This is a genomic window from Selenomonas sp. FC4001 (assembly GCF_000701565.1).
Lineage (GTDB): Bacteria > Bacillota > Negativicutes > Selenomonadales > Selenomonadaceae > Selenomonas_A > Selenomonas_A ruminantium_B.
In genome coordinates, this window is the sequence record NZ_KL370793.1 from 596909 (window position 1) to 611492 (window position 14584).

Genomic DNA, 14584 nt, shown 5'->3' on the forward strand with positions numbered 1-14584 from the left:
GTATTACACCTCCTTTACAGGCAGTTGTTTTGCAGCCAGTGTCAAGAGCAGCTTGCCGTCTGCCTGCTGACGCTGGCGCACAACATAAAGTCTATCCTCGTCCACCGGAAAAAAATTCCGGGTGGAGCGGGTTATCTCTGTTTCATAGGAGATATTTGCCTCCCGAAGCTGCTGTTCAGCAGTCTCCCAGGGAAGGGCCATCACATCTAAAGCCATCAGACTTCCATTACTTCCTTTTCCTTGCCGGCGCGGGTGGTGTCTACCACTTTAACGTACTTATCGGCCAGTTTCTGCATGGATTCCTGTGCCTTCTTGGACTCGTCCTCGGTGATTTCCTTGCCCTTTTCGAGCTTCTTGATGGCATCATTGCCGTCACGGCGAATGTTGCGGATAGCTACTTTCGCTTCTTCAGCCTTCTTGTTGACGGTCTTTACCAGTTCCTGACGGCGTTCCTGCGTCAGAGCCGGAATAGCCAGACGGATAGCCGTGCCGTCGGAGTTCGGGGACAGGCCCAAATCAGACTTCATAATAGCCACTTCCACTTCGTGGAGCATGGTCTTTTCATAGGGCTGAATCATAATCATGCGCGGTTCCGGAACAGCAACCTTGGCAATCTGGTTTACCGGCGTCGGCGTGCCATAGTAATCCACCATTACCTTGTCGAGCAGGGACGGATTCGCACGGCCAGCCCGCAGGGAAGCAAATTCGCGTTTCAGGGCTTCGATGGATTTCTGCATACGCTCTTCGTGGGAGCTAAGAATTTCTTTTACCATTATTTGTTACCTCCTACAGTGGTGCCAATCTCTTCACCCAGAGCCGCACGCACGATATTTTCATGGTCATCAATGTTGAAGACAACGAGAGGAATCTTGTTGTCCATGCAAAGGCTGGTGGCAGTGGTATCCATAACCTGCAGCCCCTTGCTGATGATTTCCAGATAAGTCAGTTCATCAAACTTCTTGGCATCGGGGTTCTTGTTGGGGTCGGAATCATAGATGCCGTCAGTGCCCTTCTTGGCCATGAGAATTACATCGGCCTCGATTTCAGCGGCACGCAGAGCTGCCGTGGTATCCGTGGAGAAGTAGGGGTTGCCCGTACCAGCGCCAAAGATAACCACACGGCCCTTTTCCATATGACGGATAGCCTTACGGCGGATATAGGGTTCAGCGACCTGGCGCATTTCGATAGCGGTTTGCACCCGGGTATCCACGTCCATCTTTTCCAGAGCATCCTGCAGAGCAAGTGCGTTCATTACCGTAGCCATCATGCCCATGTAATCTGCCTGAGCACGGTCCATGCCCTTGGCAGAACCAGCAAGGCCGCGCCAAATATTGCCGCCGCCCACAACTACAGCCACATCTACGCCACGCTCACGGATAGTCTTAATCTGCTTGGCGATATCTTCCACGATAGGCGGGTTAATGCCAAAGCCCTGTTCACCAGCCAGAGATTCACCCGAAAGCTTCAAGACAACACGTTTATATTTCGCTGTTTCCAAAACTAATACCCTCCATACTAGGCTATGCACCTGATTCTTACTCACACTTAGTATATTATACATGAAAATGGACTAGAACACAAAGCATTTATCAAAGTTCCAATGCCCGCAAATTAAGTTCTGTCAAAAGCAAGTTCGTATCCACTACCCCCATCTGATGTTCCAACGCATACCAAAGCACACTATCCCAATGGTCACGGACATATAGCGCCCCTGCTCCGGCGTAATGAAGCAAATGCTGGGTCTCCTTGGTAGTGAGCTTCATGGCTAGTGCCAGAGCCAGCACCTTATCCCGGGAGGGATTCTGCTTTTGCCCGCCGAATAAATGATAAGCATAACCTTTATCCAATCCGCTTCGCTTTACGACCTCCCCCTTTTTCAGCCCCTTGGCCGTGAGCAGCTCCTGCAAAAATTCAGCCAGCGTCATCTCCCGCAGGTTAAGTTCATTATCCCGCCAAAAATCTTGCACATCCCGTGCTTTTCCCAGCTGATGCTCCAATTTTTCCGTATCCACAATCTTCTTCTCCATACCCATCCCTCCATTTTCTCCATCATAGCCGAAGCCCGTTAAGAAAGCAAGGTGATTCCATGAGGGCCGCCGACTTCATCGAAAACCAATACAAGAAAATCCGCCTGCTCAAAAAATCCGAGCGAGGTGAGGTATGGCTGACAACCGACCAACAAGGGAAGCTTGCCATCTACAGGCAAAGCCAACAACCAAATCTTCCCTTATCAGAGTTAAAAACAGCAAACATCTCACTGCTTCCACAGATTTATTATATCGCCAGCGACAATAGTGGCACGACATGCATAGAAGAATATATCCACGGTCAAAGCCTTGCTGACCGTAAAAAGATGCAGAACTTCCTCACAGAGCGCGAAGCCCGGAAAATTCTCCTAGCGCTCTCCCACGGGCTAGCTAAACTTCATGACCTTGGCATCATCCATCGGGATATCAAGCCAGAACATATCCTTATCGAAAAGGATGGTACGCCCCGACTCATTGACTTTGACACCTGCCGCCGCTTCAAAGACGGAAAAGGCGCGGACACGACACTCTTAGGCACGAAAACCTACGCACCGCCAGAACAATTTGGATTTCAACAAACTGACCAGCGTAGTGATATTTATTCCTTAGGCGTGACCATCAGCGAGCTTTTGCCATCGGATTATCAGGGAACCTTGCGCCCCATTCTTAACCGCTGTTCCCGCCTTGACCCTGCTGACCGCTACCAGAACATGATAGAACTTTCCAACGCACTACAAAAGCCACGAATTCTCTACCGTAGTCTTTTATCAGGTCTGCTCACTATCATTCTGATTCTTGCAGGCTACGCTTACACACATCAGCCTGCCCCTCAAGCACCGATTACCAACGATGAACCTGCCGCCACAGATACAACAACAACACCTCCAACAGAAACTATCGGAAACACCTCCGCCACAATACAAAACAACCAAGTTACACCTGCCGCCAACCAGCCACAAACCATTCCAACTACATCCTCATCACCACTGCCCCCACCAGAACCTGCCGCACCTGCTGTCTCCCATGATGAACATATCCGGGTACAATACTTTCATAACGGCAGCCGACTGGACGGATGGACCGAAAAATTTAACATTCCCATCAACAATGCATGTACAGGACTTAGCATCCCCCGCGCATATTGGCAGGACAATATGAACAACCAAGGCATCCTCCATATGTATTCTGAAGAGAACATTTCTCTACATATCATTAACAAAAGCATCCATCCTTGGCAAAACGCCCACCTCATTCTTCACTACCAAAGCGGTACCCAAAAGAAAACAACCACTCTTTCCATCGCTGACCTTGCCCCAGGTGCTGCTACCGACATTACCATTCCCCTGTCTGCCTATCCCATCAGCAATCCCGACCAAACTGTCAACAGTACGGTAGCCGAACTAAGTCTCGACATTTCCAGCTCATCTCCACAGGAAATACGCAACAGTCGCCACAAAATCAGCATAGACTTTGCTCCATAAAAATATAAAAATTGTCCCCACAGCTAACCAAATGCTGTGGGGACTTCTTTATAATGAATGTATTAACTTCACATTTCACCATCGGACAAAGTGCCTTGCCGTTCTTCCCGCTCATAAACCGCGTCAAGAGTGATATCCACGATTTCGCGGCCATTGTCACTTAAATCCATATACTTGCGCATTTGACGGTGAACCTTAGGCACAGTACCGGGCTCCGCCGCAACATCATCTACACCGCCCAAAATATAATCAGCGCTCACGTCAAATATAGCAGCCAGTTCCTTAATCTTGCGCACCGGCTGAATAGCACCGCTCTCATATTTATTGTACGCTGTCCGCGAAATGCCCAGTTTTTGAGCCACCGCTTCCTGCGACCACTTTCGTTCCTCGCGCAGCAGACGAAGCCGCTGACCAGTGATATTCATAAAACCACTCCCTACAATATAATTGTACAGGAAATGAACGCCGACACAAGATGTGAGTTTTACGCACTATTTTATTGACTTTAAAACCAAATTGTCGTATAATTCATAATATACAGTGTGAGTTAAATTCACAGGAGGACGCGTTATGAACCGCATCCGTGAACTACGTAAAGCACAAAACCTAAGCCAACAAGAACTGGCCGTCAAACTTGGAGTTGACCGGTCAACCATTGCCAAGTGGGAAACTGGAGCGCACAGTCCCAGAACGAACAAGATGAGGAAATTAACAAAGATATTGGACTGTTCCCTAGAGGAACTGTTACCCAATCATTAAAATGTTTTCATTCACAAGGAGGAATTATCATGGAAAACACTTACAACGCTCAGGTAAGCGCCACGCCAGAACCTGCTATCATCGAAGTATACCGCATCAGCCGTTGGGTAGGTGCACTATGCGCCTGCAAGGTATATCTCGATGATACAGAAATAGGACGTATCAGTAACGGTGATAAACAGAAATATGAAATCCCCTCTGGCCTCCATGAAATACGCATAAAAATGAACTGGTCGTTCTTAAAAAGCCGCCCCTTTAGTTTCAAAATCAAGGACGGAGATTTTATTCGTCTCCGTTTTGATTTCACCTTTGGTGGATTTGCTACCTTCACCAGTTGGTGGATGGTAAAAGCTATATTTTCTGGCGGCAAAGTAATAAAAATTGAACAATATTAAAAGCCCTCTTCACGTCTGGAGGTTGATACCATGCATGGATTTTTCATTTTTTTATGGTTCTTCACCCTTATTGCTTTTATCATATATTGGCGAAAAAAAGCCAATGCACGTAAAAAAGCTGGTGTAAATTATACTAATGACCATCTATATCAAAGCACCAGTAAGGTCAAGCGCTTTATCGGAACAGTATGTATAGTCTCATTTATACTAGCGTGTGCTACGACCCCAGAGCCAACGCCTGAAGAAAAAGCCAAAATTGCCGCTGAAAAGCAAGCTAAAATCGAACAGGAAGCTGCGCAAAAAGCCGAAAAAGCGGCACAAGAAAAAGCTGCTAAAGAAGAAAAATTATCAGACCGCATTGCCAATCTATCCGGTGACGAAAAAGCTGTCTATGATGCAAAATTTCAGGAATACAAAACTAACACGCCTGAATCCGAAGCCAGAGAAAAAGCCTTACAGGATGTCGATTCTTTTATAAAAGAAAAAGATGAACACGCCAAGCAGGCTAAAATTGCAGCGGAAAAAGCAGCCAAAGAACAGGCCGAAGCCAATAAAAAGCGTGAAGCCTTATCAAAATTGGAAAATGCCGGCAAAATCAAATACTATAATTTAGGTGACGGTTCCGTCAATGTAATCATCACAGAACAGGCTAATTTCGAGCATGACATTCATGGCGTAGATAAACTTGTCAATTATGCTACACAAGACGAACATGAACGAAATATCATCAGCACCTCACGACAATGTATGAAACTCGTGCAAACAGTAAAAGATGCTGGAATAAATGTAAACAACTTTACAATAAATCTCACTGGTGATGTCGTTGATGGAGCAGGATATAAATCAAAAGACAATGTCGTAATTTGTGAAATTGCTGGTAACAAGGGCTTCAAACGAGATGATCCCTATTCTTTCTATAACCAATCTGACCGCTATTGGATGATAAATGGATTATAAATCACCCCAACCCAAAATCAGCTAGGAGACCAGTCAAAAGCCGGCCCGCCTAGCTGATTTTTACTTTCGCAAAAAATTATACCGTGTGAAACGCATCATTGCGGGAAAGAAGATACATACAATACTGATTCATGCTAATACCTTCTTTTTTAGCATGTTCGGCAAGGGTTTTATGGAGTATCTTGGGAATCCGCAGTTTGAACTGTCCAGAATACGAATTCTCATTTTCATCCATAGGTACGAATATTTCCACACCATCTTCTAGTGCCGCCAACAACCATTCCCGCTTAGCATCCTCAGCATTGCGAACAACATCTTCCATCGTTTCTCCACAGGTAATACAACCTGGAAGCTCCGGGTAGCGTGCACCATATCCACCCTCTAATGTATCAGGAATGATTTCCAGCCTATAAGGCAGAGATAGATAATATTCAAGCGTCTTTTCCGACTTCATCCATATCAATCCTTTCTATTGCTTCCTTTACCAACATAATATAAATGCGCTTAATTGGCTCATGCGTAGGGATAGTTATACTATCATAACCCTCTTTGCGAAAAGTCGCATGGCTACTGCCACCATGAGGAAATCTCAGCGTATATCCATAGGACACTAGTACCTTTTTGACCTCATCGAAGCGTAACCCTTTGTCTAGCTGCCTAATACGTTGCAAAAGTTTGTCGAATTTAGACACAATAACACCTCTTTTATTATTAATACCATTATATCATGGTGTTATATACGGTGTCAAAATAATCTAATTTCCCGTATTCCTTCCCGATTCCTTGCCCTGATAGAAGTACAGGAAGATAATCGGAATCACGAGCAGGGTGAATACCGTGGAGGTCAGAAGCCCGCCGATAATCACCCAGGCCATGGAGACGCGGGTCTCGGCGCCATCACTCATGGCCAGGGCCATAGGCATCATGCCCACCATCATGGTAATGGTGGTCATGCAGATGGGCTTCAAGCGAACACAGCCGGCCTCTACAATGGCTTCGAGTGCGGTCTTGCCTCTATCCATCAAGGTCAGCGTATAGTCAATCAACAAGGTGCCGTTCTTGGCTACAATGCCGTCCATCACCAATATGCCAATCATAGAGTAGAGATTCAGCGTGTTATGGGTCAAGAACAACAGAAGCACGGAACCAATGAGCCCCAATGGCAGGGAGAACATGCGGATAAACGGTGTCAGCACGGATTCATAGAGCACCGCCAGCAGCATATAGATAAGCACCAGTGCGAGCAACAGGGCGCTTAACAACTCGCTGAAGGTATCGTTCATACGACTGGCCTGTCCTTTGAATTTATAGGTGATGCCCTCGCCCAAGTCTGCCTGCTTGAGCGCCTTGCGCACATCACGGATTACATCACCCACCGGCCTGCCCTGCAGATTCGCACCCAGACGAATGGAACGCTGTTTGTCTACCCGCCGGATGCTCACGGGGCCTCGCCCATCTTTAATATCAGCCAAATCGCCCAGATAGGCCAGTTTCCCATTAGACCAGACAGGCACGCGGGCCACATCCGAAGCCTGATAACCATCGGAACCTTTGAAGCGCACCTTGATATTCGTATCCTGCCCACCGTTTAAGGGGTCATTTTTGAGCGAGCCCGCTGAACGGCCGGAAATAGCGGAAGAAAAAGCTGTATCGATATCGGCAATGCTGGCGTTGAAGGCCTTGAGCTTATCCCGGTTGACGGTAAGCTGCAGTTCCGGCATACCTTCCGTATAGGAACTGTTCACTCCACCAATGCCTTTGATGTCGTTGCGCAGGATTTTTTCCACTTTGTCTGCGGCAGCGCTCAACTCCTGCATGTTGTTGCCCCGCAGTTCTACCTGCAAGGCCCCGCCGCCACCACGGCCGCCTCCGCCACCGGAGATACCTGCCACGTTGGACTGGGTTTCTGTCACGCGGATATCGGCGCTCTTAATCTGCTGCGCAAACTCGCGCACCTCCTGGGTAATCTCCCAAACGGAGCGGCTGCGGTCATGGCGGCCCACCAGTTCCACCTTAATGCGTCCTTCATAGGCACTAGCCGCACCGCCCGCCTGCGTCATATAGTATTTCACCTCAGGAATCTCCGCCAGCTTAGCCTCCAAAAGTTGGGCCACCTTATTGGGTTCCTCGGAGGATGCCCGCACCGGACACTCAATATTGATGGTGAAGCTGGACTCATCCGTCTGGGGCATATACTCCATGCCCACAATCCCCAACGGAACCATGGCTATAACGCCGACAAAAACGGCCAAAATGGTCAGCAGAAGTTTCTTCTGGTGGGCCAGACTCCAATGAAGCGCCCGCCGATAAAGGGCCACCGCCCGTTCCTCTGTCTTATCCATAAACTGCCAAAGGAAACGGTTGTCCACATGATAGCCTTTGCGGAAGAACTTAGCCGCCAACATGGGTGTCAAAGTAAAGGAAACGAACAGGGAAAAGGCCCCGGCAAAGACAATGGTCAATCCGAACTGGCGGAAGTATTGCCCCGTCATGCCCTCCATAAAGGCAATGGGCATAAAGACCGCCGCATCACAGAGGGTGATGGCAATAGCCGCCATGCCGATTTCCATACGGCCCCGCTCGGCCGCAACTTCCGGTTCGGCACCGTTTTTCAGATAGCGGATGATGTTTTCCAGTACCACAATGCTGTCGTCCACCAAGATGCCCACGCAGAGGGTCATGCCCATCAAAGACATCATATTGAAGGTGAAACCCGCCAGATACATGACAAAGAAGGTGGAAATCAGGGATGTGGGAATGGCAATCATCACCGCCGCGGTGGAGCGCCAGCCGCGCAGGAACAGGAAGAGAACCAGACCTGTGGTAATCAAACCTTCCACCAATGTACCCAAGGTGTCATGGAGGGAGGTTTCCACATATTCCGCATCATTGGACACCACTACGAACTGATAATCCGGGTAATCCTGGCGCAGTTTCTTCACGGCTGTCAAAATGTTATTGGCCGTCTCCACCACATTGGCGTCGCTGTTCTTGTAAATCAGCACGTTGACCGCGGGTTCCCCGTTAAGGCGTCCATAGCGCACCTGCCGGGCATCCTGCTCCTTCACCGTGGCGACCGCCGTCAAAGGTATCAGTTCCCCACTGCCGTTAGCAATGCGGATTTTTTCAATATCGCTGGCCTTTTTGTACTCGGCGACCACCCGCACATCGGCCTTGGAGCTATCCGTATACACCGGGCCTGATGGCAGCAGCTGGTTTTCATTCTTGATGGCGCTGGCAATCTTGGGCAGGGTCAGCTTATAGGCGGTGAGCTTTTCCCTGTCCACCTCCACGGCCACTTCCTTGTCCCGGCCGCCATGCAGTTCAATTTCCGAAACGCCGCCCGCCTGCTGCAGCACATCCTGAAAGACGTGCTCCGTCATGGAATAGGTAGTGCCCAGTCCCTGCTGGCTCATCACCGCCAGTTCCATGATAGGCTTGGCATTGATATCCCGCTTGATGACTACGGGAGCATCGGCCTCATCGGGAAGTTTATTTTTGATGGCCTCGACTTTTTTCGTGGCTTCGATGGCCGCCAGGTCTGCGTCCGCATCAAAGTTCATTTCCATCATGACCCGTCCCCGCTCATAACTAGCAACGGATGTGATGGATTTCACATTGGACACGGAGGATACCGCATCTTCCACCGGCTTGATGATTTCCTGCTCCACGGATTCTGCACTGGCGCCGGGATATTTCACCGTCACCGTCACATAGGGCGTGTTGAGGGCAGGCAGCAGTTCCACGCCGATGCGGTAGTAACTGTAAAGCCCCAGCACCACGAAAAAGGCCACAATCATGGATATGCCTACCGGGCGGCTAATGGATAATCGGGTGATATTCATGATTCTGCCACCTTGACTTTCATGCCGGACTGCAGCTTATCCTGATTGTTCAGCACCACTTTTTCACCTACGGCTAGGCCCTCGATAATCTCCTCGCTCTCGTCATTGAGGAGCCCGATTTTTACAGCCCGCTGTTCCACAGTGCCATCGGCCAGCAGGACAAAGACGTACTGCATACCATTGCGAGAAAGCACGGCCGACTGGGGCACGAAGATGGTCTGACGCCGCTGCAAAATATCCACTGCCGTATGCGCAAAGAGCCCCGCCTTGACGGAATCATCCGGGCTGTCCAAAGATATGCGCACCTTGTAGCTCTTGCTGTCCTCCTCCATGGCAGGACTCACAAAGATTACCTTGCCCGCAAAGTCCCTGCCCAAAGCATCGATGGTGATATTCACCGCCATGCCGGAGCTTAAGATGGCCGCATCATTTTCTCCGATTGTGCAGTCCACATTGATATGCCCCGTGTCCACTAGCGTAAAGGCTTTGGAATTGGCCGCAGCCAAGGCTCCCACTTCCGCATTGCGGTAGGCAATCACGCCGCTGCGGGGTGCCCGCAGAATCATGTCCTCCCGCTGTTTCTGCAAAGCCTCCGTAGCCCGCTCCTGCTTGACGGCCGTCAGCTCTTTGGACTCCACGGCCGCCGGTTCGCCGCCAGACACCTGATTAGCCAGCACCTCATAGGCCGCCCGGGCCGCACTGAATTCTGCTTCCCTGCTGTCCAAGGTATCCTGCGAGATAGCCCCAATGGAGAACAGATACTGCTGGCGCTCGTATTTGGCCTTGGCCAGCTCATAGGCATTGCGCTTGCTGATGATATTGGCATTGTAAGCAGCAGCAGCCTCCCGCGCATCAGCCCGAGCCGCGCCTGCTGCCGCCCGGTTCTGGGCAATGGAGATATCCAAATCCCCCAAGTCCTGCACCATGAGCACCTGGCCTTCTTCCACCCAGTCACCCAGATTCACATAGACTTCGGCAATGCGGCCATTGTACTTAGGCGCAAGGTTAATGCTGGCATCGGCCACAGTCTGGCCGGACAGCACAATATGCCGCTGCATATCCGCCCGCTGAATCTCCTGCACCTGCACCTCTGGCAGTTCCCGGCGCACACCATCGGCCTTTTGCTTGCCGCTGCCCATATAAAAATAGAAAGCTACCGCCAATAGCAGCAGGCAGACACCTGCTGCTGTTATTTTTTGCTTTCTGCTCATTGCCGTAAATGTATGGCGCATTATTCTTCCTCATTTCATTCAATTTATATTCACTGGTTTATCTTGATTAAATTCTGCTTTTCCCGGTCAAAATCCTTTAGCAGGCAGGAAAAACATTACCTGCGCCGAAGTAACGAAATAGGTTTCGTAACCACTGCAGAAAGGAATGACGATTATGCAAGCAATAGAAATCCGGCCAAACATCTACTGGGTAGGAGCCATCGACTGGTCCATGCGCAGTTTCCACGGCTATCAGACAGGGCGCGGCACAACCTACAACGCCTATCTCATCTTAGACGAGAAGATTACCCTCATTGACACGGTGAAGGAAGGCTTCGCCCCGGAACTCCTCGCCCGCATAAAATCCGTTATTGACCCGGCTAAGATTGATTATATCATATCCAGCCATGTGGAGCCCGACCATTCGGGAGCTATTCCCTTTATGATGGAACACTGCCCCAAGGCAAAAGTCATCACGAGCCTGCCCAATGGCGAAAAGGGCCTCAAAGCTCATTACGGGGATTTGCCCTATCAAGGCGTTAAGGCCGGGGACAGTCTGAGCATTGGCCAGCGTACCCTCCAGTTCGTGCCCACGCCCATGCTTCACTGGCCCGACAGCATGGTGACCTACTGCCCCGAGGAAAAAATTCTCTTCTCCAATGATGCCTTTGGCGAGCATCTGGCCTCCAGCCAGCGCTATGATGATGAAGTTGACAAGTCAATTCTGTTCTTTGAATGTCAGAAATACTACGCCAACATCCTCATGCTCTACGGCAGACAGGCCCAAACCGCCCTCAAGGCCCTCGCGGGACTCGACATCAACCTTATCGCCACGGGCCACGGCATTATTTGGCGCTCCTATATCCCGGAAATCATGGCCTGCTATCAGAAATGGTCAACGAACGAGAACGAGGAACGCGCCGTTATCGTCTTTGACAGCATGTGGCACTCCACCGAGAAGATGGCCCGCGCCATTGCCGAAGGCTTTGCCCAAAAGAATATCCCCGTGAGCTTCTACGACCTCAAGGAAAATCATCTTTCCGATATCGTCACGGATATCCTCACGGCAAAATATCTGGCCGTGGGCTCTCCCACCATCAACAATCAAATGCTGCCCACCATGGCAGGCTTCCTCTGCTACCTCAAAGGACTTGCTCCCAAGGACAAAAAAGCCTTGGCCTTCGGCTCCTACGGATGGGGTGGGCAAAGCATCGGTCAGATTGAAGAAGAACTAAAAAACATGGGCTGCGAGATAATCCTCGACAAAATCCGCCTGCTGAATGTGCCTACAGAAGAACATCTGCAGGACATCACCACGCAGATAGCTGGCAGCCTCTAATAGAAAATCGCTGACAGACAACTGCCAGCGATTTTTTACTTTATCACCTTGAAATTTTTCAATAGCTTTTTCTTTTCTTCTTCCGATAAAGCCGAAGATTTGTTTTCTCCCTTGACCATCTGCAGCTGTACCTTTTTGATTTCCGGCTGCCGCTTGGAGGATGGTTTTACCGTTTTAATATGGGTTTCCTTCTGCAGAAGCTCCGACATGTTCATCTCATCCAGAGCCTCTTTCAGATAGCCGCGGGTACGGGCCTTGCGCAGGCGATAGGCCATGGCCACCGCCGCATCATCCTGCAAATCCAGCAGGCTTCCCTTTAAGAGTTTTTCATCGTCAATATACTTTGCCAAACCAATCCGTTCCAAATACTTAATCAGACTTCCCCGAAAATAGGCCAGCCGCATTCGTTCTTCCAACCGCATAGCTGCTCGCACCAGAATTGCATCCAATCGTTCATCCAGGCCCGAGTGTTTCATACGCATCCCCCCGGAAACTTTTCCTCATTACTTATTTAAGTTCGTCATCATTTGCCTATTTCCTGCATAAATTCACAGAATTATTAAAACATGTGCAGATTTCTTCCCTTGGTCTTAGCCTTGAGCGTCACCAGGAAGGTCGTTCCCTTGCCCAGTTCACTGTCAATGGCAATGCTGCCATGGTGAAGTTCCACAATTTCCTGAGCGATGGCAAGTCCCAGACCGTTGCCTCCCATTTCCCGGGAGCGGGCCTTGTCCACCCGATAGAAGCGGTCAAAGATTTTTTCCTGGTCTTCCTTTGCAATGCCAATCCCTGTATCCTGCACCGCCAGCGTCACCTTGCCCTTTTCCGCCGGGCGGAAATCCACGGTAACTTTGCCGCCGTCGGGGGTGTACTTAACGGCATTGTCCACCAGAATCAGCACCAGCTGACGGATTTTTTGCTCATCGGCGTGAATCACTGTCTTGGGCAGGTTGTCCGCAACAATATTGATATGCTTCTGCTCGGCCAGGGGCTGCATCATGCGGGCAGTCTGCGCTGCCACCGCCCCCAAATCAAATTTGGACGGTTTCAGCTTCAAGGCCTTGTTATCGCTGCGCGCCACCACCAACAGGTCGCTGACCAGCTTGGTCATTTTCTTGACTTCGTCATGGACATCTTCGACCACCTGCTTGAGGAAGGGCGATTTGATTTCCGGGTCATTCTGCAGGATTTCTGCAGAAGCCATAACTACAGCGAGCGGCGTGCGCAGCTCATGGGAGGCATCAGCGGCAAACTGGCGCTGCTTTTCATAGGCAGATTTCAGCGGCACCATGGCCTTGCCGGAGAGGATATGGCCCATCATGGTTGCAATAATAAGCGCGAGCAGCCCCAACCCTGCCATGATGGATGTGGCCTTTTCCATACCATTGTAGAGGGCCGTCACATCCTTGCCCACATAGACCATCTGCACCTTGCCGCTGCTGTCGGTGATTTTCTGGGTCGTCATCATGATTTCCGACTTATGGCCGTTTTCCTTGGGCTTGGTCACGACCACCACATCCCCTTCCGGGGCTTTCCATTGGGACATGACATCCAAAATAAAAGGCTCAATGCGGAAAGAAGCCCGCGAAAAGTTCAGGAGCCTGCCGTCCTCGTCAAAGACATAGAAAAACAAGCGGTCATTGGTGTTCTTATAGGCCAGCGTATCATCAATCACCAGTTCCGGATGCTGATTGAGATATTTCTGGGCTTCGGCCACATTATCCGCCGTATCCCAAAGTTCCCTGGCCTGCTCGGAGCGAATCGACCAGTCCATGGACTGATGCATGGCGAAAATCAAAATGGCCAGAAAGATAATCATGACCAGCGAATAGAGCATGGTCAGCCGCTTGCGGCTCTTGCCAAAAAGATTTTCCTTCACTGCCCGCCGACCTCCAGCTTATAGCCAATGCCCCGGACGGTCTTAATGGCAGTTTCTCCGTCTCCCAAATCGAGTTTTTTCCGCAAAATCTTGATATAGGAGTCGATATTGTTGGAGCTTACATCTGCCTCCATGCCCCAAATTCTGTCCAGCAGAATGTCGCGGGGCACCACAATGCCCAGATTCTGCACCAGCAAATCAAAAATCTGGAACTCACGCGGCGAAAGCTGAATGATTTCGTCTTTCTTCTTTAACACTTTCGTGGTACGGTTCAGTGTAAAGTCGCCTACTTCCACCTTGTCCTGCTGAATCTGCTGCGTGCTGCGGCGGCCCAAAGCCCGCAGGCGCGCCATGAGTTCAGCAAATTCAAAAGGCTTCACCAGATAATCGTCTGCTCCAGCATCCAGCCCCGACACTCTGTCTTCCACGGAATCTCTTGCCGTGAGCATGAGGATGGCCTTGGCATAGCCATCACTGCGCAGGCGCTTGCAGACGTCAATGCCATTTTCTCCCGGCATCATCCAATCAAGAATCAATATATCGTAATCGGTGTACATAGCGTACTCATAAACTTCACTGCCATTGGTCACCCAATCGGCTTTTATCTTATTCTGCTCCAGCATATACTGCACTAATTTGCCCAAGCGACGGTCGTCTTCTGCCAATAAAACCCGCATAACCGCACCTCCAA

17 protein-coding genes are annotated in these 14584 nt (G+C 50.0%); 5 read left to right on the forward strand and 12 right to left on the reverse strand.

Annotated elements, in window-relative coordinates:
- Window positions 1–3: 3 nt before the first annotated feature.
- The 4 genes from T320_RS12455 to T320_RS12470 all read right to left on the reverse strand — a co-directional run bounded on the left by T320_RS12455 (window position 4) and on the right by T320_RS12470 (window position 2027).
- A complete protein-coding gene (locus T320_RS12455; RefSeq protein WP_026761298.1) occupies window positions 4–216 on the reverse strand; it encodes an aliphatic sulfonate ABC transporter in 213 nt (70 codons plus the stop codon).
- The gene (gene frr / locus T320_RS12460; RefSeq protein WP_026761299.1) at window positions 216–773 is read right to left on the reverse strand and encodes a ribosome recycling factor; all 558 of its coding nucleotides are present in this window, start codon (window positions 771–773) and stop codon (window positions 216–218) included. The genes T320_RS12455 and frr overlap by 1 nt, the downstream gene beginning before the upstream one ends.
- Window positions 773–1498, reverse strand: a complete 726-nt coding sequence (pyrH, locus tag T320_RS12465; RefSeq protein WP_026761300.1) for a UMP kinase — start codon at window positions 1496–1498, stop codon at window positions 773–775. The genes frr and pyrH overlap by 1 nt, the downstream gene beginning before the upstream one ends.
- 91 nt (window positions 1499–1589) lie before the next feature.
- Window positions 1590–2027 (reverse strand): helix-turn-helix domain-containing protein, encoded by a 438-nt coding sequence (locus T320_RS12470; RefSeq protein ID WP_037356323.1) that lies wholly within the window; start codon window positions 2025–2027, stop codon window positions 1590–1592.
- 59 nt (window positions 2028–2086) lie between these two features.
- Here T320_RS12470 and T320_RS14110 point away from each other — a divergent pair, with 59 nt between their 5' ends.
- Complete coding sequence (locus tag T320_RS14110) at window positions 2087–3508, forward strand: serine/threonine-protein kinase (protein WP_051608787.1); 1422 nt, start codon at window positions 2087–2089, stop codon at window positions 3506–3508.
- Window positions 3509–3576: 68 nt separating this feature from the next.
- Here the strand turns inward: T320_RS14110 and T320_RS12480 are convergent, their stop codons facing one another.
- Window positions 3577–3933 carry a helix-turn-helix domain-containing protein gene (locus T320_RS12480; RefSeq protein WP_037356326.1) on the reverse strand — a complete coding sequence of 119 codons (357 nt, stop codon included), beginning with the start codon at window positions 3931–3933 and terminating at the stop codon, window positions 3577–3579.
- Window positions 3934–4078: 145 nt separating this feature from the next.
- Between T320_RS12480 and T320_RS15130 the strand changes: the two genes are divergently transcribed.
- From T320_RS15130 to T320_RS12495, 3 genes are read left to right on the forward strand one after another with little or no spacing between them, the layout of a single operon-like run.
- Window positions 4079–4267, forward strand: coding sequence for a helix-turn-helix transcriptional regulator (locus T320_RS15130; protein WP_037356329.1), 189 nt, complete (start codon window positions 4079–4081; stop codon window positions 4265–4267).
- A gap of 29 nt (window positions 4268–4296) precedes the next feature.
- Window positions 4297–4662, forward strand: coding sequence for a hypothetical protein (locus T320_RS12490; RefSeq protein ID WP_037356331.1), 366 nt, complete (start codon window positions 4297–4299; stop codon window positions 4660–4662).
- Window positions 4663–4692: 30 nt separating this feature from the next.
- A complete protein-coding gene (locus tag T320_RS12495; protein WP_037356334.1) occupies window positions 4693–5619 on the forward strand; it encodes a hypothetical protein in 927 nt (308 codons plus the stop codon).
- Window positions 5620–5695: 76 nt separating this feature from the next.
- Here the strand turns inward: T320_RS12495 and T320_RS12500 are convergent, their stop codons facing one another.
- The 4 genes from T320_RS12500 to T320_RS12515 form a co-directional block, all read right to left on the reverse strand.
- Window positions 5696–6073, reverse strand: coding sequence for a type II toxin-antitoxin system HicB family antitoxin (locus T320_RS12500; protein WP_037356337.1), 378 nt, complete (start codon window positions 6071–6073; stop codon window positions 5696–5698).
- A complete protein-coding gene (locus T320_RS12505) occupies window positions 6051–6311 on the reverse strand; it encodes a type II toxin-antitoxin system HicA family toxin (RefSeq protein WP_037356340.1) in 261 nt (86 codons plus the stop codon). Before T320_RS12505 ends, T320_RS12500 begins: the two co-directional genes overlap by 23 nt.
- Window positions 6312–6374: 63 nt before the next feature.
- The gene (locus T320_RS12510; protein ID WP_037356343.1) at window positions 6375–9464 is read right to left on the reverse strand and encodes an efflux RND transporter permease subunit; all 3090 of its coding nucleotides are present in this window, start codon (window positions 9462–9464) and stop codon (window positions 6375–6377) included.
- Entirely contained in the window at window positions 9461–10675 is a 1215-nt protein-coding gene (locus T320_RS12515) for an efflux RND transporter periplasmic adaptor subunit (RefSeq protein ID WP_231465901.1), read from the reverse strand. Before T320_RS12515 ends, T320_RS12510 begins: the two co-directional genes overlap by 4 nt.
- 175 nt (window positions 10676–10850) lie before the next feature.
- Between T320_RS12515 and T320_RS12520 the strand changes: the two genes are divergently transcribed.
- Complete coding sequence (locus T320_RS12520; RefSeq protein WP_037356349.1) at window positions 10851–12014, forward strand: FprA family A-type flavoprotein; 1164 nt, start codon at window positions 10851–10853, stop codon at window positions 12012–12014.
- A gap of 35 nt (window positions 12015–12049) precedes the next feature.
- Here the strand turns inward: T320_RS12520 and T320_RS12525 are convergent, their stop codons facing one another.
- From T320_RS12525 to T320_RS12535, 3 genes are all read right to left on the reverse strand, one after another.
- Complete coding sequence (locus T320_RS12525; RefSeq protein WP_026761304.1) at window positions 12050–12490, reverse strand: hypothetical protein; 441 nt, start codon at window positions 12488–12490, stop codon at window positions 12050–12052.
- Between the two features lie 83 nt (window positions 12491–12573).
- Window positions 12574–13893, reverse strand: a complete 1320-nt coding sequence (locus T320_RS12530) for a sensor histidine kinase (RefSeq protein ID WP_037356352.1) — start codon at window positions 13891–13893, stop codon at window positions 12574–12576.
- Window positions 13890–14570, reverse strand: coding sequence for a response regulator transcription factor (locus T320_RS12535; RefSeq protein ID WP_026761306.1), 681 nt, complete (start codon window positions 14568–14570; stop codon window positions 13890–13892). Before T320_RS12535 ends, T320_RS12530 begins: the two co-directional genes overlap by 4 nt.
- Window positions 14571–14584 lie beyond the last annotated feature (14 nt).

Excerpts from the sequence above, each read along its gene's own strand:
- T320_RS12495 (WP_037356334.1), top strand. The coding sequence starts at position 4,693 with ATGCATGGATTTTTCATTTTTTTATGGTTCTTCACCCTTATTGCTTTT.
- T320_RS12520 (WP_037356349.1), top strand. The coding sequence starts at position 10,851 with ATGCAAGCAATAGAAATCCGGCCAAACATCTACTGGGTAGGAGCCATC.
- frr (WP_026761299.1), bottom strand. The coding sequence starts at position 773 with ATGGTAAAAGAAATTCTTAGCTCCCACGAAGAGCGTATGCAGAAATCC.
- T320_RS12535 (WP_026761306.1), bottom strand. The coding sequence starts at position 14,570 with ATGCGGGTTTTATTGGCAGAAGACGACCGTCGCTTGGGCAAATTAGTG.
- T320_RS12510 (WP_037356343.1), bottom strand. The coding sequence starts at position 9,464 with ATGAATATCACCCGATTATCCATTAGCCGCCCGGTAGGCATATCCATG.
- T320_RS12480 (WP_037356326.1), bottom strand. The coding sequence starts at position 3,933 with ATGAATATCACTGGTCAGCGGCTTCGTCTGCTGCGCGAGGAACGAAAG.
- T320_RS15130 (WP_037356329.1), top strand. The coding sequence starts at position 4,079 with ATGAACCGCATCCGTGAACTACGTAAAGCACAAAACCTAAGCCAACAA.
- T320_RS12455 (WP_026761298.1), bottom strand. The coding sequence starts at position 216 with ATGGCTTTAGATGTGATGGCCCTTCCCTGGGAGACTGCTGAACAGCAG.
- T320_RS12515 (WP_231465901.1), bottom strand. The coding sequence starts at position 10,675 with ATGAGCAGAAAGCAAAAAATAACAGCAGCAGGTGTCTGCCTGCTGCTA.
- T320_RS12470 (WP_037356323.1), bottom strand. The coding sequence starts at position 2,027 with ATGGAGAAGAAGATTGTGGATACGGAAAAATTGGAGCATCAGCTGGGA.
- T320_RS12490 (WP_037356331.1), top strand. The coding sequence starts at position 4,297 with ATGGAAAACACTTACAACGCTCAGGTAAGCGCCACGCCAGAACCTGCT.
- T320_RS12525 (WP_026761304.1), bottom strand. The coding sequence starts at position 12,490 with ATGAAACACTCGGGCCTGGATGAACGATTGGATGCAATTCTGGTGCGA.
- T320_RS14110 (WP_051608787.1), top strand. The coding sequence starts at position 2,087 with ATGAGGGCCGCCGACTTCATCGAAAACCAATACAAGAAAATCCGCCTG.
- T320_RS12500 (WP_037356337.1), bottom strand. The coding sequence starts at position 6,073 with ATGAAGTCGGAAAAGACGCTTGAATATTATCTATCTCTGCCTTATAGG.